The following is a 24,132-nucleotide window of genomic DNA, read 5'->3' on the forward strand; positions in this document are numbered from 1 at the left end:
AAATTCGTCGGATTAACTCAGCAATGAGTCTTTGTTAATTATCCGTTTATTTTTTACCTAAAAATCAATACAATGGCTTTTGATTTAGATATGATCAAAAAGGTGTACGATCGCTACAGCACCCGTGTGGCTGCTGCCCGCAAAGCGACCGGTAAACACCTTACTTTAACCGAAAAAATATTATACGCCCACCTTTCTGAAGGCGATGCCCACAAAGCATTTGGCCGCGGGATTGATTATGTTGACTTTGCACCAGACCGCGTAGCTATGCAGGATGCTACAGCGCAGATGGCCCTGTTGCAGTTTATGCAGGCAGGCCGTCCGCAGGTTGCTGTGCCGTCTACCGTGCATTGCGATCACCTGATACAAGCCAAAATTGGTGCAGATCAGGATTTGAGCACTGCAAAGGATATCAATAAAGAAGTTTATGATTTCCTGGCGTCGGTATCTGATAAATACGGTATCGGTTTCTGGAAACCAGGTGCTGGTATTATCCACCAGGTTGTTTTAGAGAACTACGCTTTCCCGGGTGGTATGATGATCGGTACCGACTCACATACGCCTAATGCGGGTGGTTTAGGCATGATCGCGATTGGTGTTGGCGGTGCTGACGCCTGCGACGTAATGGCCGGTCTACCATGGGAGCTTAAATTCCCTAAACTGATCGGTGTAAAACTAACCGGTAAATTATCCGGCTGGACATCAGCTAAAGACGTTATCCTGAAAGTAGCCGGTATCCTTACTGTAAAAGGTGGTACAGGTGCTATTGTAGAATATTTTGGTGAAGGTGCAGAATCTTTATCAGCAACAGGTAAAGGAACTATATGTAACATGGGTGCCGAAATTGGCGCTACCACATCAGTATTTGGTTATGACGAAAAAGCAGCCATCTACCTGAAAGGAACCAAACGTGCTGAGATTGCTGACCTTGCTGACAAGATCAAAGAACATTTAACAGGTGATCCTGAAGTATACGCTAACCCTGCTCAGTATTTTGACCAGGTAATAGAGATCAACCTGACCGAGTTGGAGCCACATGTAAACGGTCCGTTCACACCAGACCTGGCATGGCCGATCTCTAAATTCGCGGCAGCAGTAAAAGAAAACAACTGGCCTGCTAAGCTTGAAGTTGGTTTGATAGGTTCTTGTACCAACTCATCATATGAGGATATTACCCGTTCGGCTTCTATAGCTAAACAGGCTATTGATAAACACCTGAAAACAAAAGCAGAGTTTACTATAACCCCGGGTTCGGAGTTGGTACGCTATACTGTTGAGCGTGATGGTTATTTAGGAACATTCGAAAGCATGGGCGGTGTAGTATTGGCTAATGCCTGCGGCCCGTGTATTGGTCAGTGGGCACGTCATACAGACGATCCTACACGTAAAAACTCTATCATCACATCGTTTAACCGCAACTTTGCAAAACGCCAGGATGGTAACCCTAATACCCACGCATTTGTGGCATCACCAGAAATTGTGACTGCGTTTGCTATTGCAGGTGATCTGACTTTTAACCCATTAACTGATACACTAACCAATGACAGGGGCGAACAGGTAAAACTGGACGAACCACTGGGTATAGAAATGCCGTTAAAAGGTTATGCGGTGGAAGATGCCGGATACCAGGCACCAGCCGAAGACGGCAGCAAAGTAGAAGTGAAGGTTGATCCAAAATCAGCACGCCTGCAATTGCTTGAGCCATTTAAAGCGTGGGAAGGTACTGATCTGTGCGGTTTGAAATTACTGATCAAGGCTAAAGGGAAATGTACTACCGACCACATCTCAATGGCTGGTCCATGGCTAAAATTCCGCGGGCATTTAGATAATATTTCTAACAACATGCTTATCGGTGCTATCAATTATTTTAATGGTACCGCTGATAGTGTTAAAAACGAACTGACGGGCGAATATGGCCCTGTACCTGCTACCCAGCGCGATTATAAAGCGCATGGCATAGGTTCAATCGTTGTTGGCGACGAAAACTATGGGGAAGGTTCATCACGTGAGCATGCCGCTATGGAACCACGTCATTTAGGTGTGCGTGCCATACTGGTAAAATCATTCGCCCGTATCCACGAAACCAATCTGAAAAAACAAGGTATGCTGGGCATCACCTTTGCTGATCCGGCTGATTACGACAAGATACAGGAAGACGATACGATCGATATCAACGGACTAACTACTTTCGCACCTGGCAAACAACTGATGGTAATGCTGCATCACAAAGATGGTTCGCTGGATACATTTCCGGTAAACCATACCTACAATGCACAGCAGATAGAATGGTTCAAAGCTGGTGGAGCACTGAATATCATCCGCAGACAAATGGCATCTTAAGATTTCGGATTTCGGAAGTTCGATTTCGGATTTATAATATTTACAAGCCTTTCCTTTGGGAGAGGCTTTTTTGTTTGTCTGAATCTGAATTTCCGGAATTAATGAATTTGCAGAATTCGGGCAATTCTTAAATTCTGGAAATTCCGGTTCAGACATTGTAATAAAATCATTACCTAAAACCTGCTAAACCTTCTGATAATGAGGTGGTCTTATTCTAAAAATATTTAAGCCATGAAAATTATCACATCCTTCTCATTTGCCTCTGTATGCTGCTCTCGGCATGCGCACTTCAAGTTACCTATTTTGGTAAATGCCGACGCATTAAAATACGATAAATAACATCAATTTACCGGAAACAAAAATCAAGTAGAACGCTGCTTTCAAAGCGATATTGTAACCAAACTGACGTACTGGTAAGGAATTAAACAAATACTTTCTTTTGCCTGTATCCGGTGAAATATGCACCACCTTTCCCCGTTCAAAGCACTCAACAAACCATAAAACACAATGAAAAAAACAATCTTCCTTATCGCAGCATTTTTGCTTGCAGCAGTAGTATCACAAGCACAAACCGAAAAAGGTACCCAGACACTTGGGCTTAACCTGAGCTTTGGGTACAACAAAACCAGCGGGGTCGACATTAATCCTTATGACGGCTCAGTTACTAATCAAAACAACAAGGCCACGGGTTTTAGTATTGGCCCTGATTACAGCTATTTTATTGCTGACAAGCTGGATATCGAGGCGTCCTTATCCTATAACACAAATACCTATAACTATTCATACATCCCCGGTTATCCGCAAAAACAATCCAATTATTCTTATGGTGGCATAATTTATCTAAGGAAATATTTTATGTACAATGATAAATTGGGCTTACGCGCCGGCCCGTATGTGGGCTATACAAGGGGGGATTCCAAAAATACCAATTCGGGGCCTAATTCGATTTACGACGAGGACAGTAAAACTGATAACTACAATGCAGGTGCAAAACTTGACCTGGTATATTACCCATCAAAGAGACTGGGTTTTTCGGCTACACTCGCCAACTTAAGTTACACTCACTCCAAAACTAATAGTGGTACACAAGGAAATTCAAGCACAGATAACGTCAGTATGATGTTTGTAAACAATGGCTTGGGAATATCAATATTTTATGTCCTTTAAACTATAAAATAGCGTTCAGCTTTAGTCTTTAAACCTAGCCTTATTAAAGTCTTCTCATTTTTTGGGGAGGCTTTTTTTGCTGATTTTCTTATCTTAGTGCCAATGTATAAATCCTTATCTGTTTTAACCTTATCCTTGTTATTTAACCTAACCTCCTATTGCCAGATTAAAGAAACCATTGACAAAGATATCAGCCTGATAAACTATGTACCTTATGGGAAATTTGACACTGACGACTGGAAGCAAAAGGAACGCGAAAATCTGAAATTCAGGAGAAATAATCCCGAATATCACGAGATATTAGCTTTGGACACAACGGCAATACCTTACCTGATTAATAAAATAAGCGATACTACCGATACTTTTATCCGTGTACCCTGCGCAGCACGCTATTTAAAGAGGGGCGATGTAGCCTTTGCCCTGCTGAACGATATTATATTGATACCCTGGCATGCAGTGACTGGCAGCCAATGGGACAGCTACAGTTGCGATTCGGTGCCCGATGGCGGTTGGGCATACCTGGATCATAATCGTTTGCAGTTCCAGGCCCAACTGAAAGCATTTTTCGCCAGCCCGAAAGGGAACCTGTGGATACGTGTTTTCAAGTATAAAAAACTAAGCAAAGCCAACCGCGCCGAACTGGCAAAAAGGTTTCAGCAACTCCCTATTACACCGTACTCGGAGGATACGAGTTTGGGGAATATGTAGGAGGGAGTGATAGCAGTACAAAGAAAGGGTTAAAACTCCAATGATTTGATGCTTCGTATAACACATTCAAACAAGATCACAGTTCTGTTTAATTATCACTTAGTACCAATTTTAGTTTTACATTGATTAATTAGCTTGAGAAAAGTACTATCCGAAGGAAGTAACATTGAATTAGGGTTTGTTTCTTTCAACTTTAATATCAGGCAGTCGCAGTATTTACTTTTTAGATTTTTATCTAATTTTTGTAATGTCGGGGAATTAAATAAAGATTCTCTAAGGATTTTTTCTCCTGAAGTAGTCCAGGGAACATCCATCGTAAAGTTATTACTATCATTTGATTCGGCGTATTCGGCACCGGCTTTTGCGAACACTCTTTGCAAACTATCGGCAGAAACAGATTCCGTGCCGTTTGGCAATTCTAACTTTAACTTTTTGACGACGTATAGTGCAAACTGTCTTCTTTGAACAGTGTCTTTAATGACATTGCTGCTTCCTTTATAGATATCATTGTATGCATTTTGTTCATACTCCTTAGTCCATACTGAACCATGGCTTTGTGGTTTGCAGGACGAAATGCCTAAAAAGGTCATTATAATTATCAATGTCACCTTCATTTGTGATAAGATTTCAGACCAAAATTATAATATTTTTAACATTATAGAGTGGACAACTGCGAAATATCATTTCTTCCTAACCTTCTTCAACACCAATAAGTTCAATGCATTCTTACTATATCCGGTAATATTATTCTGGTACAGGTTTACCAGCTTGTCATAATACAATATCACAACAGGCGATTGTTGCATCACAATATTGTCCATTTGCTGGTACAGGGCATAGCGTTTGGCATCGGTGGTTTCGTGGTAGGCTTGCTCAAACAGGGCATCAAAGTGTTTATTGTTAAAGCCGGTATAGTTTGGTCCCCAGGGTATTTTGTTTTTGGAGTAAAATACGGCCATGAAATTCTCGGCATCAGGATAATCTGCCAGCCATGATCCGTAGAAAAAATTGATACCGTTTTTAGATACCAGCTCGCGCAGGCTGGCGCTTTGTACAATCTCTACATGGGTGTTGATGCCTACCTGGTCAAGCTGCCCCTGTACATATTCTATCAGGTCGCGGTAGCCGATGGTGGTGGTCAGTAGTATATCGGGCAGGCCTTTACCATCGGGGAAGCCAGCTTCGGCCAGTAACTGCCTTGCCTTATCGGGATTGTAAGTATATCCCTTTACCTTTTGTGCATCAAAACCGGGCATCCCGGCAGGAATAAAACCTGCATTGCCTGCAGTGGCCAAACTGTTACGCAGGTATTTGATCATCTTTTGCTTATCAATGGCATAATTAATGGCCTGCCTTATTTTAAGCAATTTAAGGGGCGAGTTCTTCACAATCGGCAGATTGCTGTCCACCAGCATACCCAGGTAAATGGTGTTAAGATAAGGAGCCGAGTTAAGGATAAACTTGCCTTTATACTTCTGAGTGATCTTGCCTGATTTGGTGAGGATATCATCGCGGTAGCTGCCGTCAATATCATTCAGGAAATCGATATTGCCTGTCACAAACTCCATAAAAGCGGTTTGCTTGTCACTGATAAAGGTAGCGTGGATGGCGTCCAAATGTGGCAGTGCACTGCCGTCTTTATCCTTTTCCCAATACTTTTCATTTTTCAGGAACACCATTATTTCGCCCTCTTTCCAATATTTGAGCTTGAATGGACCCGTACCGATGGGATGGTTGCGGAAATCCTTACCATAAAAATCAGCTATTTCGTGGGGCACTACATCGGCATACTGGGCGGTAAGTAAAGTGAGCAACGGAGGAAAAGGTTGTCTGAGTTTGATACGGAAGGTAGTATCATCCAATGCAATGAACGACTGTTTCCCTTTTACTTTATCGCTAAATATCCATGAGCCGGAGGAAGCTACTTTTGGGTCGATAAGTCTGCCGAAACTGTAAACAAAATCTGGTGCTACAGCCTTGCGACCTACCCCTCCCTGGAAAAGCGGATCGTCGTGAAAATAAACATCATTACGTAAATGAAAGGTATATTGAAGTCCATCAGCCGATATATCCCAGCTTTTAGCAATGCAAGGCAGTATTTTCAGGCTGTCATCAACCTGTACCAATCCGTTATAAAGCTGGTTGTCCATCCAGGTGGTGTTCTGATTGCGGCAAAAAGCGGGGTCAAGTGAGGTAAGACCTTCGTCGAGGTTGATGTTGAAAACTGTCTTATGCGATGATTGATTGCTGCCATGGCATGAAAATAAGATAAGCGCAATTGCACAACAAAAACAGATCAGTTTATTCATCAGGGCTAAGATATTGTTTTGAGGCGAAAGGATAAAGGTAAAAGGCAAAAGGTAATCTGGTTTCAGTGTAAAGATTAATCTTCACATCCACCTTTCGCCTTTCGCCCTTCGCCTTTCACCTTTAAATAAAAACTTTAAATTTGATGCCAGCGTTTAAATACCCCGGATGATAAAGTATACCTTTCGATTATTTACTGTTTTACTGGTTGTCGTTTTTATCAGCGGGATGTTTGGCTGCAACCGAAAGGAATGGCTTTCGCCTACGCACGTTGTGGATAGCACCGTTGTGGCCGGCAGCGATTCGGCAGGTTTGGTGAATGGTTTTGGTACAGCAGCAAGATTTAATCATCCTTTTGGTTTAACGATAGATACGGCGGGCAATCTCTATATCACCGACCAGGGCAACAGTGTGATCCGCAAAATGGATAAAAATGGTATGGTGACCACATTTGCCGGCATAGGCGGTAAACAGGGTTATGTAAATGGCGCAGATAGTGTTGCCACTTTTTATAAACCTTTTGGCATTGCATCTGATGTGGCGGGCAATATCTATATAGCCGATGCAGGCAATAATGTGATAAGGGGTATTAGCCCTACGGGCACCGTGAGTACTTTTGCCGGGATAGGTATAGCAGGCGCATCCAATACAGCTGATTCGGTATCATTCGATTCACCTTTAGGTGTAGCAGTTGATGGTAGCGGCAATGTATATGTGGCGGATTATGGCAATGATATTATCCGTAAGATAAGCCCTTCGGGTGTAGCAAGTACACTTGCAGGTTTCTCAGGCACTCCGGGTGCTACCGATGGCCGGGATACAGCAGCAAGATTTAACTTACCCGAAAGTATAGCCGTTGATGCATCGGATAATTTATACGTAGCGGATAATGGAAATAACCTGATCAGAAAGATAACCCCGGATGGAACTGTAAGCACTTTGGCAGGTAGCGGTCAGGCTGGTTCTGCCAACGGACAGGGCACTTCGGCAAGCTTTAATTCGCCTTTTGGAATTGCTGTTGACGCATCCGGAAATGTGTATGTAGCAGACTCGGGTAACAACCTGATCAGGAAAATATCGCCTGCTGGTGCGGTAACTACATTTGCAGGCAGCGGAACCAAGGGTGCAGGCAATGCAACCGGGGCGTTAGCAAGTTTTAATACACCGTCGGGTGTAGCAGTTGATGCAGCCGGTAATGTGTATGTGGCAGATGAAAATAATAACCTGATCAGGAAAATAACTGCTGCTGGCGTAGTTAGTACAATAGCTGTAAAATCGACAAAAAAGCCTCTGAAACTACGTAAATAAAATATTCTATTTACACAAAAGTTAAGTGTTAATAACATTCTATTAAAATTGTAGTTCATTATTAGGAAAAATAAATCCTATCAATTACATTTGATGTAAGACCAATTGTTAACGCCAATTTTGCCTGAATTTAATGGTTTCAAAAGAAGAGCTTAAGGGCACGTTTTCGATGCTTCCTACCGAGAAGTTGATGGAAATTATTGACAATAAGTTTGGTTATACAGAGCTTGCAGTATCTGTTGCGTTTGAAGAACTGGCAGGCAGGGAAATAACAGAAGAAGAGATAAAGAATTACAAGTCAAAACAGATCGAGAAATTAAACAACTACATCAAAAAAAATATCTCGCACGACCTGGCATTTACCGAAAAAAATCTATTCTATTTCCTCTTTTTACCGCTCTTCACTTTTCCGTTCAGGCATAACTTTAGAGAAAAAGGATATAAACTAAAAATTATACAGGCTAATTATTATTCTATTATAGGACTTATATTCTTCTTGCTTTCGGCATTCTTTCTTTACAAAGGACTCTCCAATTTATTTGTAGCTGCTTTTTGGCTTGGTGGGTTTATACCCGCCTACCTGATGGACGAGTTTTTTAACAGGCAAAAGCAGATACGCAGACTTCAAAGATTATTCGGCGCATTCCAACCCGGAGAGCCAGGTCATGAACACGATGTCTGATCGTAGTAATCCATCATAAAGCTTCCTGAAATATCATTATCTTAGTTTTAGCAAAACTATTGCAATGAGAAGAGTTTACCTTATCGGGATTTTATTAATTAGTGCCTGCTCGCATTTTGATACAAGAACCAATCAGAAAAAAGCCGAAGACCTGGCTAAACACTATCTGGATTCAGCATTGAACGGACAAGGCGATTATAAGATCATCAGCATTGGGAAGATCGACACCGTTTCAATTTCCAATGAAAAAAATAAAACTCTGGTAAAGGGCTGGTCTGTTCCTGTTACCTACCAGGGTAATAATGTATTTGGTATTTATGAAAGGCATAAAGTACAGCTCAGTATTGATACCGGCTTTACAAAAGTTATATTGGTTAAATAATTTCAGAACCCTGATTTACATTATTTAAGGATTTTAAAGATTAACTTGATTCCTTGTGATTGAAAAACAATCATGTAAAATCATTTAATTCTAAAATCGTGTCAAAACTGGAAATAAATAAACGCCTTGCTGGTTCCCTGGCTTAATATGATCATGATAAGTAATACTGACCATACAATGCTAACCTGCCACCATGCCATTTTGCCCGCTGTTTTCAAAACAGTAGTATTACGCATTATCCAATGAAATATCAGCATTAGCCCGATTACAACCATCACTTTTATAATGTCTACTGTTGCCAATAATGGTGGCCCGGCAGGTGGTGTTTGTCCTGACATGGACCGAAGCAGTGTCCAGGCCTGACCGAAGGTGGCGGAGCGGAAGAATACCCAGGTAATGCATATCAGTAAAAAAGTAAGCAGCGCATACAAAAATCCTGCAGGCTTTTTACCTGTCAGATCAGGCCCCAGGGAGGCCGTAGCGATAACAGGTGCCGGAGTGCCATCAGTTGGTACGTTAGATATTTTGGCACGACTATCTCTTATCGCTTTTTCTACCCAAAGGTATACGCCATGTAATCCTCCCCATGCAACAAATGTCCAGTTGGCGCCATGCCAAAGCCCGCCTATCAGCATGGTGATCATGATATTAATGTAGGTTTTGAATTTGCCTTCGCGGTTGCCGCCTAAAGGGATGTAAAGATAATCGCGCAGCCATGAAGATAAGGTAATGTGCCATCTGCGCCAGAAATCAGAAAAGCCTATGGCCGCATAAGGGTATAAAAAGTTTTGAGGCAGTATAAAGCCCAGGCACATAGCAACTCCTATAGCCGAAGTAGAATATCCCGCAAAATCAAAAAATATCTGGCCCGAAAATGCGAGAACACCTGTCCATGCATCCAATGGTCCCATCGCACCACCTGAACCAAATACCGTATCCGATGCCCCCGATAGTAAGGTATCCGCACAAACCACTTTCATAAACAGTCCAAGTGATAGTAGTAACAGACCATCAATCAATTGCTGTTTTGTTGCTTTGTGGGGCGTTTCAAACTGTGGCACTAGTTGTGGCGGACGCACAATAGGCCCGGCAACCAGGTGAGGGAAGAAAGTAACAAACAATGAAAAATCAAGCAGTGATTTTACAGGTTCACTCTTCTTCTTATACATGTCTATTGTATAGCAAAGTGTAGTGAAAGTATAAAAGGAAATACCGGCAGGTAAAATAATACTAGGTTTTGCAGGGTGATAATCAATCCCTAATGTATTTGTCAGGTGAACAAAGTTTTCCAATATAAATCCGCCATATTTAAAAAAGCACAGCATACCCAGGTTGCCGATGAGGCTTACCACCAGCAGCAATCTGCGTTTGTGTATGTTGGGTTGGGTATACAGTGCCCTGCCCACAAAAAAATCTACCACAGTTGACAGCCAAAGCAGCAAAATGAATGGCGGGTTCCACGCGGCATAAAAGATATAACTTGCTAATAAGAGATTAACCTTTTTTGCCTTCCATGATATCGGAAGATTATGCAATGCAAGCATAATGGCAAAAAATGCAATGAAGATGTATGAGTTAAAAACCATGGCGTAATAAGTTTTAATTAAGGTTAAGCAATCAGTGTATTATCTTGCTGAAAAACTCCAGCCTTTTTCCGTTTCAAGTATATTGACCAGGTTAGTTGTATAAATAACAGCACTTGCCTGTGATAAATGAGAAAGCTCTGGGCAATCAAGTTTGGCAAGGGTCGGATAATCGCCAAAATAAATGCCTTTGCATCCTGTTTCAGCAAGTAATCTGTCCCAATAAGCTTTCCTGGGATACATATGTTGTTCGGCCATCCAAAAGAAACCGGTTGATGGTGTCCTGGTAAATATGACATCGCCGCCCCTTGCCCTTATCTTATTTACATCATTTTTAACCGATAACATAACCGAATCCAGATCTTTCCCACTCATCGGGGGTGTAGGGTCGTTCTTTAAAAGCCCCCATATCGCTTTTACCTGGTTATGCTGATTGGTATCCGCCACAAATTCGGGAGTCATTATATCCTGCCTGTTATACATTACAGGATCAAACCCTGAAGGGAAATCAAGGAAAGGATATATTCCGGGCCGGTCACTAATATGCAGTCGGCCTAACAGCGCGTTTATGGCATAATGACCTTCGCTTAAGAATACCAATCTCGACTCTATTGGTTTATTAAGTACAAAGCTTGCCCGTTGTGCCGGCGTGCGTTTTTTATAATAGGATATAAATTGATCGGGATAACTATTGCCGCGATGGCTAAAAAACAATACTTCAGTTACGTCCACAATCAGCTTCCCTTTAAACTTAGGGTCATCAGCAAGGTCAGTTAAAAAAAGCCGGGGCGATGAAGCTACCATCGCTAATTGGATAGCATGGTTGCCGGTAAGTCTTTCCCATGTTGGGATGTCGAGATCATATTTGATGCGGGATGATCCAGTGAACACAGTCGCTTTGTCCGCTGGTTCGTAAACCATTTCGCGACTATGCCCCCATAATTCCGGGCCATCATCATAGCCTGTAACCGCACCTTTGCTACGCAGATAAAGTTCTAATGAAACGAAGAAAGCGAGAACAACAATTACAGTCAGTATGGCTGCTTTGGAAGACACGTGTTTTTGCATCAGCTAAAAGGTTAAAGTCTGGAAAAATGGTTTGGTAATAATAAAAATTCCGCTAAATGCCTATTATATTATGTAATAGCTTGCACACTTATTTAGAGAAAAATTGCTATAATTGGTACTGTATAAGTGGCTCTAAGTTAAATAATTAATTGTATATTCAAAATATTATTAATCTTAATTATTATTTTTTATTGAATAATATGCTGTGAAATATCAATGATAAAAAGTGCCCGATCTGGACTTTAGGTTTATTCAATAGCCCCAGATTTGTTCTTTTTTAAGTATGTTGACCAGGTTTTGAGTGTATATCACGGCATCCTTTGGACTTAGATGCGAATATTCGGGGCAGGTTAGCTGATCTATCACCGGGTAGTCAGCAAAATGAATTCCCCGGCATCTAGTTACAGTAAGCAATTTATCCCAATACAAGTTTCGCGGATAGTTTTTCTTTTCAAAGATTAGGTAAGTGCCGCTGGATGGCGTACGCAGGAAAATGACATCACCACCTCTTGCCCTGATCTTATCTACGTCAGCTTTTACAGAATTTATAATGGTATCAAGCGCTTTACCTGTTATAGGGGGAGTATGATTGTTTTTTCTGTTAAATGCCCAAATGTTTTTTACCTGTACTTGCTGATTGGTGTCTGCTAAAAACTCATCGGTCATTTTGTTTTGCCTCTCAAATGTAATGGACCTGAAACTTATGGGGAACTCGGCTGCGGTTATTACCCCATCACGGTTTTTAGGATGTAATTTGTTTAACAACGGGTTTAATGAAAAAAAACCTTTGTTCAGAAACACTAATTGTGACTCAAGCAGATGGTTGAGTTCAAAACTTGCGCGTTGGGCAGGTGTGCGTTTCTTATAATATTCAATCGCCTCAATTGGGGAGCTGATCGATCCTTTACTAAAGAATAGCCCCTCTGTTACATCAACCATCAACTTCCCCTTGAAATTGGTATCGCTGGCCAGGTCATGTAAAAAAGGCCTCGGATTAGAGCCCACCATGGACAGCTGTATGGCATGATTACCAGTAAGCCGCTCCCAGGTTGGAATATCCAGATCATATTTGATACGTGATGAGCCAATAAAAACGGTTGTCTTATCGGCCGGTTCATAAACCATAGCCCGGCTATTTGACCATAGTTCGGGGCCATCATCATAATCAAAGGTAACGCCTTTATGCCGAAGGTAAAGCTCCCAGGAAATCAGGAAAGCTAAAACGATTCCTGCAGCCAGGACGGCAGACTTGAGGCGCGAATTTATTTGCATAGGCTAAGAATTATTTATCATTTATTAAATTTCCATCCCTCGTCGTGTTTTAATATGCTAATAAGGTTTTGGGTGTATATTATGGCATCCCTGGGGTTTAGATGTGAATATTCCGGGCAAATAAGCTTACTTATCACCGGATGATCTGCAAAATGGATTCCCTTGCATCCTGTAACGGTAAGCAATCTGTCCCAATACTTATTTCGGGGATAGTATTTCTTTTCTTCCGCTAAATCCGGGCCGTTTGATGGTGTACGCAAAAATATCACTTCACCTCCACGGGCTTTTATCCTGTCTGCATCAACTTTTACAGAATTCATTATAGTATCAAGCGCTTTGCCGGTTATAATTTGAGGGGTATAATTATCTCTCCCAAAACACATCCAGATCCACCTTATCTGGTTCCGTTCGATGGTGTCCGCTAAAAACTTATCAACCATTTTGTTTTGTCTATCAAACGTAACCATACTAAAATTTGCGGGCCACGGAACAGGGGGGGACACTCCCTTGCGATCTTTAAAATGTAAGGAATCTAAAAATACATTCAATGAGAAATGTCCCGTGTTCAGGAAAACAAATTGCGATTCGAGCAAATGATTTATTTCAAAACCAGCCCTTTGCGCAAGCGTTCGTTTTTTGTAATATTTAATGGCGGCGTTGGGTGAGCTGCCGCCATCGTTACTGAAAAATATCCCCTCTGTTACATCAACTAACAATTTTCCCTTAAAATTGGGATCGTTAGCCAGATCGTGCAAACATGGCCGCGGATCTGATCCTACCAGCGCCATTTGTATAGCATGGTTGCCGGTAAGTGTTTGCCATGTCGCGATATCCAGGTCGAATTTAATACGGGATGAGCCAATAAAAACCGTTGCTTTGTCTGCCGGTTCGTAAATCATCGCACGGTTATTCGACCATAATTCGGGGCCATCGTCATAATCAAGGACAGCGCCTTTATGCCGAATGTAAAGCTCCCAGGAAATAACAAAAATTAGTACAATAGCCAAAGCCATAAAAGCGGATTTGGAGGATGATGTTGGTTGCATACGATAATATTTAAAGTCCAGAAATAAACCATTAATAATAAAATTCCGCTAAATGCTTATCGTAGTAATAGCTTGTGCACTTATTTAGGGAAAGTAGCTATAAGAAAATGATATTGTATAAGTGACTCTAAATTAGTTATTTAAACGCATAATGCAAATCTATTTTAAAATAATAAGCAGCTTCTCAAATCGAGGAAATAGGCGAATAGGATTCAGTGATTACAAGCCATAACTAAATAAATTTCGGGGCTGAAATTTGCAATTGTATAAGCACTTATATAAATTGCACAATGAATTTTTATGAGAACCTCGGTTATCTTGTTTTTGGCAGTCGTTTGAGGCGGTTGAGTGAAGGTTTTTTGTCCGAAATAAACAAAACTTACCAGGCGGCGGGCATTGAGTTTGATGCAAGCTGGTTCCCGGTATTTTATCTGTTATTGAATAATGAATCCTTATCCATTAAGGAACTAAGTGATACTATTGGTGTATCACACCCGGCTGCAAGTCAATTGGTTGCAAATCTGAAAAGTAAAAAACTCATAAAAACCACCACTTGTGCTGATGATGGCCGCAGGCAATTGGTACAACTCACTAAAGCCGGGCACACGCTGCTGGATAAAATATTGCCTGTATGGGAAGCATTGAGTGTGACAATGGAAGAGCTGGTAACAGCTGAGCCAGAATGCCAACACTTATTGCCTGCCATAACGGCTTTGGAAAATACATTCAGGACGATAAGCCTGTCAGAGAAAATAACCGAAAAATTAGCAACCTTAAAACCTGCAAAGCATGGACAAGTCCTTTAATTACGGTACCGGCCATTTAACTATCGGTACCTGCCTGGATATTGCATCGGGTAAGGTTAAGGGAATTATTGGGACTGCTGCTCACGCCAATATCCGTTCCTCATGGCTGGAAGTTGCTAAAATAGTAGAGCGCGAGATACCTGTTTACGGTATCAATACTGGTTTTGGGCCGTTGTGCAATACCCATATCCCGGAAAAAGATACTTGTACATTACAATACAATCTATTAAAGAGCCATAGCGTTGGAGTAGGCAAACCTATCCCAACAGAAATAGCCAAACTGATGCTGATTACCAAGGTACATGCATTAGCACAAGGATATTCCGGTATTTCTCCTGCAACTTTAGATCGTATCATCTGGCATATCGATAATGATGTCATACCAATTGTTCCTGAGAAGGGTTCAGTAGGTGCTTCTGGCGATTTGGCGCCTTTAGCACATTTATTTTTGCCGTTGATAGGCTTAGGTGAGGTCGAGGAAAAAGGCAAGGTATTATCTGCTGCCGCGATGTTAAAAGCTCATGGACTGGAGCCGATAATACTTGGTCCGAAGGAAGGATTAGCCCTCATTAATGGTACACAGTTTATACTCTCATTTGCAGTAAAGGCGGTGCAGCGTTTACTGCAGGCGCTACAAACGGCCGACCTGGTAGGCGCTATGTCACTAGAAGGATTGATGGGTTCAGCAAGGCCTTTTGATCCTCGCTTACATAATATCCGCCCTTATAAGGGAAATAAATTTGTAGCTCACCGGTTGTTCGCCCTATTAGAACATTCAGAAATATTAAACTCACATGCCGATTGCGATAGGGTGCAGGACCCATACTCTTTACGTTGCATGCCGCAAGTGCACGGTGCATCGCGCAATGCGTGGCTGCATTTGAAGGAGTTGACTGAGATAGAGTTGAATTCAGTAACAGATAATCCAATTGTTTTTAATGCGGATGATACCATTAGCGGAGGTAATTTTCATGGTCAGCCACTGGCATTGCCTTTGGATTACGCCACGGTAGCTGCCGCTGAGTTAGGCAATATTGCTGACCGCCGTTGTTATTTGATGAGCGAGGGAAGATACGGTTTGCCAAAATTATTGACCCCTGATGCCGGGCTTAACTCCGGGCTCATGATACCACAATATACAACCGCGGCTTTGGTGACCGAGAATAAAACCATGTGTTTCCCGGCAAGTGCTGATAGCGTGCCTACTTCATTGGGACAGGAAGATCATGTATCTATGGGATCTATCAGCGGCCGCAAGCTGCATATGGTATTAGACAACCTGGAATACATTCAGGCGATTGAACTGCTTTACGCTGCGCAGGCAATGGATTTCAGAAGGCCGTTAAAATCAACCCCAATACTGGAGGCGTGTCACAACCACGTACGCGAATATGTTTCTTTTATCAAGGAAGACCGTCTGTTTGCTGATGATATTAAACAATTACACAAGATAGTAACAGATGGCTCACTGTTGGCAACAGCCAATAGCATAGCCACTAAAAACGATATTAAACTGGATAACGATGACGAGTTCGGAATTTATTAATACATACGCCAACCACCCGGTTTACAAAGCGCCGAGAGGGATGCAGCTGCATGCCAAAAGCTGGCAAACTGAAGCACCTTTAAGGATGCTATTAAATAATCTGGACGGACAGGTAGCCGAAAATCCCGATGAACTGGTAGTATATGGCGGGATTGGTCAGGCAGCGCGTAACCAGGAATCATTGCGTCGTATCATAGAGCTACTATTGGAGTTGGATGAGGATCATTCCCTTTTGATCCAGTCGGGTAAACCGGTGGGCATTATCCGCAGTCATCCTGAGGCCCCGAGAGTACTTCTGGCTAATAGCAACCTTGTACCTGCATGGGCAACATGGGAGCATTTTAATGAACTGCGTTCTAAAGGTTTGATGATGTATGGGCAGATGACCGCAGGTAGCTGGATATACATCGGCACACAAGGCATATTGCAGGGTACTTATGAAACCTTTGTGGAATGCGGCAGGCAACATTTTAACAATGATCTGAAAGGTAAATTAATCGTCAGTGCCGGGCTTGGCGGCATGGGTGGCGCTCAGCCATTGGCCGCAACTATGGCCGGTGCAGTGTTTTTAGGCGCTGATGTGGATGAGTCGAGAATACAAAAACGGGTGGATACTCAGTATATCGATAGGATGACCCATTCTTACGAGGAAGCAATTGCATGGGTAAAAGAAGCGATGCAAAAAGGCGAGGAGCTATCGGTGGGATTAGTAAGCGATGCTGGCGACTTATTGGAGCGATTAATCAAGGATAATATAGTGCCTGATGTGCTGACCGATCAAACATCGGCGCATGACCCGTTGAATGGATATGTTCCTAATGGATTATCATTAACACTGGCATCCATATTACGCAAAAGCGACCCTGAAGAATACAAACGTCTCTCATTAAAAAGTATGGCGAGACATGTAGGGTTAATGCTTGACTTGCAGGATATGGGCGCTATAACTTTTGACTACGGAAATAACCTCCGTGAGTTTGCACGCCAGGGCGGCGAACTAAATGCATTTGATTTTCCTGGTTTTACACCGGCTTATATACGTCCGCTGTTTTGCGAGGGAAAAGGGCCGTTCAGGTGGGTAGCGCTATCTGGGGATCCCGAAGATATTTATACAACAGACAGGGCATTAGCCGAGGCATTTCCTGATAATCATCACCTCATAAACTGGCTCAAGAAAGCAAGAGAGAAAATATCCTTCCAGGGATTGCCTGCACGTATTTGCTGGTTAGGCATGGGCGAACGTGAAAAAGCAGGATTAATATTTAACGAACTTGTAGCAAGTGGCAAAGTAAAAGGGCCGATAGTTATCGGTCGAGATCATTTGGATTGCGGTTCGGTAGCATCACCTAACAGGGAAACGGAATCTATGAAGGACGGCTCAGATGCCGTGTCCGACTGGCCATTGCTTAACCTGATGGCGAATACTTCAGGTGGCGCAACATGGGTGTCTTTTCATCATGGTGGCGGGGTAGGTATGGGATACTCTCAGCATGCGGGGATGGTAGTAGTAGCCGATGGTACAGAACGTGCTGCTAAATGCTTAAGAAGAGTTTTATATAATGATCCGGCGATGGGGATTTTTCGTCATACAGATGCCGGGTATGAACAAGCTGCAGAAACTGCAGAAAAGTTTGGATTGAAGATATAGTCGGAAAGTCCGGAAGACGGGAAGTCCGAAAGTATTAAAGATTGTCATTGCGAGGAGGAACGACAAAGCAATCGCATACTATACAGAGCGGATATGCAAAGTTCGCGATTGCTTCGTTGCCCAATACCGCCAACCGCCCTGCACCTCGTATGACATATTAGAAAAAAAGAAAATATAGATGAAAAAACTCATCGGTCCATTTACCCAGATATTGCCGTTGTCAGGTTTGCCATTAAAAGGCGCCCTGAATGATGAGCAATTGCAGATCATTCCGCAAGGCGGGGTATTGACAGAGGATGGACTGATAGTTGAAGTTGATGACTTTGAAAAACTAAGAAAAGATAATCGCGAAGCAGAAGTAGAAGAAGTTGCTGGACAACAGGTTTTACTGCCAGGATTCATAGACTGCCACACACATTTATGTTTCGCAGGGGACAGATCGAAAGATTATGCATTGCGTATTGCCGGTAAAAGTTATTTGGAAATAGCTAAAGCTGGCGGGGGTATTTGGGATTCGGTTACGCAAACCCGACAGGCAAGTAAAGAGCAGCTTGCCGAACTATTGTTGCAAAGAATAGATCGGCATGCAAAAGACGGCGTAACTACTATCGAAATAAAAAGTGGCTATGGGCTTAAACTTGAAGAAGAATTAAAACAGTTGCGTGCTATTAAACTGGCAGCCGCAAATAGCAAGGTCGATTTGATTGCAACCTGCCTTGCTGCACACATTTTGCCAAAGGATTTTTTCGGCGTTGCGTCTGAATATTTGGAGTATGTTTTAAATAACCTGCTTCCGAAAGTAAAAAAAGAAAACCTGGCTAACAGGGTAGATATATTTATTGAAGAAAGTGCTTTTAACACTACTAATGCTACATCTTATTTGCGGGTAGCAAAACAAATGGGCTTTGATGTTACCGTACATGCCGACCAGTTTACGACAGGTGGCAGCGAAGTAGCGGTAAATGTAGGTGCGGTATCTGCCGATCATCTTGAAGCCAGCACAGAAAAAGAAATTAAACGATTAGCTGCATCCGAAACGGTTGCAGTTGCATTGCCGGGCGCTTCCTTAGGTTTGGGTATGGGTTTTGCCCCTGCACGAGAGTTATTGAATGCAGGGGCTAGCCTGGCTATTGCCAGCGACTGGAATCCAGGCTCAGCACCGATGGGTGACCTGTTGATGCAGGCATCGGTACTAAGCGCCTATGAAAAATTAACTACTGCGGAAGTTTTCGCAGGGCTAACTTTTAGGGCAGCAAAAGCATTAAATTTACATGATCGCGGAGCATTTGAAAAGGGTAAACTGGCCGATATGCAGGCCTATCCTTGTGCGGATTACCGGGAGATATTATATCACCAGGGCAAGTTAAAACCCAATCAGGTTTGGAAAGAAGGAATTTGTCTGAACCAGAATTAACAGAATAGAATAAAACTGATCTCTGATCACTAATTAACTAATCACTACAATGCAATTGATCGAATGTGTTCCCAATTTTAGCGAAGGCCGCGACCTGAATATCATTAAGCAGATCACTGATGAAGTAGAATCTGTTGAAGGTGTGCGTCTGTTGAATGTTGATCCGGGTAAGGCGACTAACCGAACGGTGGTAACTTTTGTTGGTGAACCGTCTAAAGTGATCGAAGCGGCTTTTTTAGCAATTAAAAAGGCAGGTGAATTGATAGATATGAGCAGGCATACCGGCGAACATCCGCGTATGGGAGCTACAGATGTTTGTCCGCTGATACCCATTAGTAATATCAGCATGGAAGAAACTGCTGAATATGCTAAGCAATTGGCTGAACGGGTTGGTAAAGAATTGAACATACCAGCATATTTATATGAGTATGCCCAGCCTGATAAAAAGAGGAACAATCTTTCAGTGATACGTGCAGGCGAGTACGAAGGATTTTTTAAGAAAATAAAACTGCCAGAATGGAAGCCTGATTTCGGTCCGGCAGAGTTTGATGCTAAACGTGGTGCGACAGTGATTGGTGCACGTGATTTTTTGATCGCTTATAATGTCAATTTAAATACAACTTCTACGCGTCGGGCAAATTCCATTGCTTTTGATGTAAGGGAAGCAGGACGGGTGATGCGTGAAGGTGATCCGATTAATGGAAAGATCATAACCGACGCGAGTGGTAAACCCAGATCCATCCCCGGCTCATTAAAAGCGGTAAAAGCTATCGGTTGGTATATCGAGGAATATGGTATCGCACAGATATCCATGAACCTGACCAATATCGAGGTAACACCAGTTCATAAAGCTTTTGATGAGGTTTGTACCAAAGCGGCCGAACGCGGTATCAGGGTAACGGGCAGTGAGTTAGTGGGGTTGATCCCTCTAAAGTCGATGCTGGATGCCGGGAAGTATTTTCTTGCCAAGCAACAGCGTTCGACGGGGGTGAGTGAAAAAGAATTGATCCGGATAGCAATCAAATCAATGGGATTGGATGAGTTGACACCGTTTAAACCTGAAGAAAGAATAATCGAATATCTTTTAAAAGATAAGGCTGACAGCAAGTTAGTAAGCATGAGTTTGAGTGACTTTGCTGATGAAACGGCCAGCGAAAGCCCGGCACCGGGTGGCGGTTCTATTTCTGCTTATGTGGGTGTATTGGGTGCTTCATTGGCTACGATGGTGGCTAATCTTTCGTCACATAAAAAGGGTTGGGACAATCGTTGGCAAGAATTTAGCGGATGGGCCGAAAGAGGTCAGCATTATAAAAATGAACTCATTCGTTTGGTAGACCTGGATACCATTGCGTTCAATAAAATTATGACAGCCTTTAGTTTACCTAAATCAACCGACGAAGAAAAAGCAGCAAGGACGCTAGCCATACAGGACGCAACTAAATATGCTATCGAAGTGCCTTTTGCCGTGATGAAAGCAGCCTATCAAAGTATGGAAGTGATCAGGGCGATGGCAGAAACCGGCAATCCCAACTCGGTAACCGATGCTGGTGTAGCAGCCTTATGTGCACGAACCGCTGTTTTAGGCGCATTTATGAATGTTAGAGTTAATGCATCAGGATATCACGATAAAACTTACATACAGGAAATTTTGAACGAAGGCGAGGCTCTTCAGCAAATGGCGATTGACCGTGAAGCGGAGATCATTTCGATTGTAAATAGCAAGATAGGGTGAGGGACGTTATACGTTTTTTTGCCTGTCCGTAGGCGAATAATTGTTAATCCAAATAAGGTTATAGTGATCAGAATAAGCTATTTTTATTTCATATCAACAGTTCATGAAATCCTTTTCTTGTTACAGTTTCACTAAGGCTATCCTTGCGTTTTTCCTTTTGCTTTCGTCATTAGTTCAAGCTCAAAAAATTGGTTCCAACGTAAAACGTATTGTATTTTTAGGTAATAGCATAACCTGGCAGGCTAATTATGTGAATGACGTAATAGCTTATTTAACGGTGCAATACCCAAACCGGCACTTTGATTTTATCAATGTTGGTCTGCCCAGTGAGACGGTATCCGGGCTTTCAGAACCAGGGCATGCCGGAGGCGCGTTTCCCCGGCCTGATTTGCACGAGCGACTGCAGCGCGTGCTGGATCAAACTAAACCCGATCTGGTGTTCGCCAGTTATGGTATTAACGATGGTATTTATATGCCATTTGATACCAACCGTTTTCAAAAATTCAAGGATGGAATAAACTGGCTTCATAATGAGGTAGTTAAAAGTGGTGTGCAGATCATACATATCGCACCTTCAGTTTTTGATGAATTAAGAGCAGGAGACGCAGGATATGCTGCTGTGATTGATGATTATGCCAGTTGGCTGCTTGGTTTACATTTTTCACTAAAATGGGAAGTTATTGATGTTCACTTCCCAATGAAAAAGTACCTGGAAGCCCACCGTAAAGTAGATGCGCAATTTCACCTGGATGGCTTTGCCCTGAGTAGCGATGGGGTACACCCCAATGAGGTCGGGCATTGGATCATGGCGAAGCAAATCTTGCTTTACCTGGGTTGCGACGAGGTAGCTAATGCTCCCGGAGCGGAACAGAGTCTTTCAAAAAACAAGAATGGCTCTAAGATTTTGAAACTGATAACTGAAAGGGAAAATATGCTGCGTGATGCCTGGCTTACGGCAACAGGACATAAGCGCCCCGGAATGCCTGTTGGTTTACCGCTTGATGAAGCCCTTAAAAAATCTGATGAGATGGGACAGGCAATCAATACTCTTGTTGTTGATGGGGCCAAGTATTAGTATTATAGTCTATAAATAAAAAGAAGGTGCCCTTTTGAGACACCTTCATCAATTATCTATAAGGGTTGGGGTTTAAAATAGAAACTTCACAAACGCTTCCATCGCCTGGTATTCAGCAAGCCCAAGTCGGTCATAAGCCTGCGCCGTTTCCCGGTTACGGTCTTCGGCCCTTACCCAGAACTCGCGGGCATCATCCCCCGGGAATACCGCCCTGTCTTTCTGCGACTGGTGCTTGAAGATCGCATTACGTTTGCGGAGCACTTCCTGCGGGGAAAGCGGTACGGCCATCTCGATCTCGTAGGTCTCAAACTCCTTCCAGGCACCCCGGTACATCCACAGCCAGCAGTCTTTTACCCAGTCTTCCGTTTCCCTTAGCTTTCTCAGGGCTGCCAGGATAATGTTAAAGCAAACCAGGTGTGTCCCATGAGGGTCGGCAAAGTCACCCGCTGCAAATACCTGCTGCGGTTTTACTTTTTGCAATAACTCCATGGTGAGCTCAATATCCTTGTCCGTTACCGGGCTCTTCTGCGTTTTTCCGGTCTCGTAAAAAGGTAAGGCCATAAAGTGGATATGATCGTCGTTTAATCCCGCGTACCGTGCCCCCGAGATGGCTTCCGTCTTACGGATAAACCCTTTCACATCGCGGATCTCCTGGGTATCGATCTCGTTGGGTTGCTTTTTATCGAAGAAGGTACGCATGTCTTCATACAGGCCTTTCAAATGATTGTTATCATCTCCTATGCTGTGGTTGAAGTCGATGGCAAATTCCATATATCTTAATACATCATCATCCCATACTGCGGTATTGCCCGAGGTCTGGTAAGCTACATGCACCTCATGCCCCTGGTCAACCAGTCTTATGAATGTTCCGCCCATCGAGATCACATCATCATCCGGGTGGGGAGAGAAGATGATCGAACGCTTGCGTGCCGGCAAGGCCCTTTCAGGACGTTGTGAGTCATCGGCATCCGGCTTACCACCCGGCCAGCCGGTAATGGTATGCTGTATCTGGTTAAAAATGTCAATATTGATGTTATAGACCGGGCCCTGCTCCACGGCCAGTTGCGCCATGCCATGGTTGTTATAATCTTCTTCGGTCAGTTTCAGTACCGGTTTGCCCAGTTGTTCGGCAAGCCAGATCACCGCTTTCTTTTTGAGCATATTATCCCATACGCAGTCTTTTACCAGCCAGGGGGTATTAAAGCGGGTCAGGTCTGAGGCAGCCTCGGTATCCAGTACAAATTCCACATGCTGGGATAATTGCAGGTAAGTCGCCGGTACATCGCCCGAGATCTCGCCTTCTACGGCTTTCTTGATGATGGGTGCCTTCTTGGCGCTCCAGGCCATCAGGATAATTTCCCGGGCCTTGAAGATAGTACCGATCCCCATGGTGATGGCTTTGGTGGGTACATTCTGCTTGCCACCGAAATCACGGGAGGCATCATTACGGGTCAGATCATCTAAAGTAACCAGCCTTGTTCCCGAGTTGGGTGCCGAGCCCGGCTCGTTAAAGCCGATGTGGCCCGTACGGCCGATCCCTAAGATCTGCAGATCTAAGCCTCCTAATGCGCTGATCTTCTTTTCATATTCCAGACAGAAGCCGACTACATCTTCTTTTTTCAGTGTCCCGTCCGGGATATGCACCGAAGCTTTATCGATATCGATGTGATCAAACAAATTCTCGTTCATGAAGGTGACATAGCTTTGGGCTGCCCTGGGCTTCATCGGGTAGTATTCGTCCAAATTAAAGGTGATCACATTCTTGAAGCTCAGGCCTTCCTGCCGGTGCTGGCGCACCAGTTCGGCATAAACGCCCAATGGGGTTACACCGGTGGCCAGGCCAAGTACTACCTTTTCGCCTGCTGCCTGCTTCGAACGGATCAGCTCCGCTATCCGCTTCGCTACCGATAACGAGGCTTCTTTCTGGTTTGCAAATACACTCACCGGCAGCTTCTCATACCGGGTCTCTTCCAATAAATTTAATCGGGCCATGTTTGTAATACTGTATGTAGGTTTATAATTTGTCTCAAAATATTATTGCAAAAAAA

The 24,132-nt window shown here is 43.2% G+C and carries 19 protein-coding genes; 12 read left to right on the top strand and 7 right to left on the bottom strand.

What is annotated here, in order from left to right; translation table 11 throughout:
• Nucleotides 1-72: 72 nt before the first annotated feature.
• From ACPPVU_RS06105 to ACPPVU_RS06115, 3 genes are all read left to right on the top strand, one after another.
• Entirely contained in the window at nt 73-2,340 is a 2,268-nt protein-coding gene (locus tag ACPPVU_RS06105) for an aconitate hydratase (RefSeq protein WP_426670798.1), read from the top strand.
• Between the two features lie 507 nt (nt 2,341-2,847).
• Nucleotides 2,848-3,507, top strand: coding sequence for an outer membrane beta-barrel protein (locus ACPPVU_RS06110; protein ID WP_426670799.1), 660 nt, complete (start codon nt 2,848-2,850; stop codon nt 3,505-3,507).
• Nucleotides 3,508-3,609: 102 nt separating this feature from the next.
• Nucleotides 3,610-4,215 carry a hypothetical protein gene (locus tag ACPPVU_RS06115; protein ID WP_426670800.1) on the top strand — a complete coding sequence of 202 codons (606 nt, stop codon included), beginning with the start codon at nt 3,610-3,612 and terminating at the stop codon, nt 4,213-4,215.
• A 95-nt stretch (nt 4,216-4,310) separates the two neighbouring features.
• On the opposite strand, the gene ACPPVU_RS06120 is transcribed toward ACPPVU_RS06115, so the two are convergent.
• Together ACPPVU_RS06120 and ACPPVU_RS06125 are read right to left on the bottom strand one after the other, a co-directional pair.
• Nucleotides 4,311-4,805, bottom strand: a complete 495-nt coding sequence (locus ACPPVU_RS06120; RefSeq protein WP_426670801.1) for a hypothetical protein — start codon at nt 4,803-4,805, stop codon at nt 4,311-4,313.
• 90 nt (nt 4,806-4,895) lie between these two features.
• Complete coding sequence (locus tag ACPPVU_RS06125; protein ID WP_426670802.1) at nt 4,896-6,524, bottom strand: ABC transporter substrate-binding protein; 1,629 nt, start codon at nt 6,522-6,524, stop codon at nt 4,896-4,898.
• Nucleotides 6,525-6,690: 166 nt separating this feature from the next.
• On the opposite strand from ACPPVU_RS06125, the gene ACPPVU_RS06130 reads away from it, so the two are divergent.
• From ACPPVU_RS06130 to ACPPVU_RS06140, 3 genes are all read left to right on the top strand, one after another.
• Nucleotides 6,691-7,830, top strand: a complete 1,140-nt coding sequence (locus tag ACPPVU_RS06130) for an NHL repeat-containing protein (RefSeq protein WP_426670803.1) — start codon at nt 6,691-6,693, stop codon at nt 7,828-7,830.
• A 133-nt stretch (nt 7,831-7,963) separates the two neighbouring features.
• A complete protein-coding gene (locus ACPPVU_RS06135) occupies nt 7,964-8,512 on the top strand; it encodes a hypothetical protein (protein ID WP_426670804.1) in 549 nt (182 codons plus the stop codon).
• A 64-nt stretch (nt 8,513-8,576) separates the two neighbouring features.
• Complete coding sequence (locus ACPPVU_RS06140) at nt 8,577-8,894, top strand: hypothetical protein (protein ID WP_426670805.1); 318 nt, start codon at nt 8,577-8,579, stop codon at nt 8,892-8,894.
• A 101-nt stretch (nt 8,895-8,995) separates the two neighbouring features.
• Here ACPPVU_RS06140 and ACPPVU_RS06145 read toward each other — a convergent pair whose 3' ends face one another.
• The 4 genes from ACPPVU_RS06145 to ACPPVU_RS06160 all read right to left on the bottom strand — a co-directional run bounded on the left by ACPPVU_RS06145 (nt 8,996) and on the right by ACPPVU_RS06160 (nt 13,863).
• Nucleotides 8,996-10,480, bottom strand: coding sequence for an MBOAT family O-acyltransferase (locus ACPPVU_RS06145; protein WP_426670806.1), 1,485 nt, complete (start codon nt 10,478-10,480; stop codon nt 8,996-8,998).
• Between the two features lie 39 nt (nt 10,481-10,519).
• Entirely contained in the window at nt 10,520-11,545 is a 1,026-nt protein-coding gene (locus tag ACPPVU_RS06150; RefSeq protein ID WP_426670807.1) for a hypothetical protein, read from the bottom strand.
• Between the two features lie 252 nt (nt 11,546-11,797).
• Complete coding sequence (locus tag ACPPVU_RS06155; protein WP_426670808.1) at nt 11,798-12,817, bottom strand: hypothetical protein; 1,020 nt, start codon at nt 12,815-12,817, stop codon at nt 11,798-11,800.
• A 17-nt stretch (nt 12,818-12,834) separates the two neighbouring features.
• The gene (locus tag ACPPVU_RS06160; RefSeq protein ID WP_426670809.1) at nt 12,835-13,863 is read right to left on the bottom strand and encodes a hypothetical protein; all 1,029 of its coding nucleotides are present in this window, start codon (nt 13,861-13,863) and stop codon (nt 12,835-12,837) included.
• A 290-nt stretch (nt 13,864-14,153) separates the two neighbouring features.
• On the opposite strand from ACPPVU_RS06160, the gene ACPPVU_RS06165 reads away from it, so the two are divergent.
• From ACPPVU_RS06165 to ACPPVU_RS06190, 6 genes are all read left to right on the top strand, one after another.
• Nucleotides 14,154-14,669: a MarR family winged helix-turn-helix transcriptional regulator gene (locus tag ACPPVU_RS06165; protein ID WP_426670810.1), complete on the top strand. Its 516-nt coding sequence runs from the start codon at nt 14,154-14,156 to the stop codon at nt 14,667-14,669.
• Nucleotides 14,653-16,215 carry a histidine ammonia-lyase gene (gene hutH / locus ACPPVU_RS06170; protein ID WP_426670811.1) on the top strand — a complete coding sequence of 521 codons (1,563 nt, stop codon included), beginning with the start codon at nt 14,653-14,655 and terminating at the stop codon, nt 16,213-16,215. Before ACPPVU_RS06165 ends, hutH begins: the two co-directional genes overlap by 17 nt.
• Nucleotides 16,193-17,863, top strand: coding sequence for a urocanate hydratase (gene hutU / locus ACPPVU_RS06175; RefSeq protein ID WP_426670812.1), 1,671 nt, complete (start codon nt 16,193-16,195; stop codon nt 17,861-17,863). Before hutH ends, hutU begins: the two co-directional genes overlap by 23 nt.
• A gap of 178 nt (nt 17,864-18,041) precedes the next feature.
• Nucleotides 18,042-19,277 carry an imidazolonepropionase gene (gene hutI, locus ACPPVU_RS06180; RefSeq protein WP_426670813.1) on the top strand — a complete coding sequence of 412 codons (1,236 nt, stop codon included), beginning with the start codon at nt 18,042-18,044 and terminating at the stop codon, nt 19,275-19,277.
• Nucleotides 19,278-19,326: 49 nt separating this feature from the next.
• Nucleotides 19,327-21,009, top strand: coding sequence for a glutamate formimidoyltransferase (gene ftcD / locus ACPPVU_RS06185; protein ID WP_426670814.1), 1,683 nt, complete (start codon nt 19,327-19,329; stop codon nt 21,007-21,009).
• A gap of 103 nt (nt 21,010-21,112) precedes the next feature.
• The gene (locus tag ACPPVU_RS06190; RefSeq protein WP_426670815.1) at nt 21,113-22,084 is read left to right on the top strand and encodes an SGNH/GDSL hydrolase family protein; all 972 of its coding nucleotides are present in this window, start codon (nt 21,113-21,115) and stop codon (nt 22,082-22,084) included.
• A 72-nt stretch (nt 22,085-22,156) separates the two neighbouring features.
• Here the strand turns inward: ACPPVU_RS06190 and nagB are convergent, their stop codons facing one another.
• Nucleotides 22,157-24,085, bottom strand: coding sequence for a glucosamine-6-phosphate deaminase (nagB, locus tag ACPPVU_RS06195; protein WP_426672184.1), 1,929 nt, complete (start codon nt 24,083-24,085; stop codon nt 22,157-22,159).
• Nucleotides 24,086-24,132 lie beyond the last annotated feature (47 nt).

It is taken from the genome of Mucilaginibacter sp. McL0603 (genome assembly GCF_049992945.1).
GTDB lineage: Bacteria > Bacteroidota > Bacteroidia > Sphingobacteriales > Sphingobacteriaceae > Mucilaginibacter.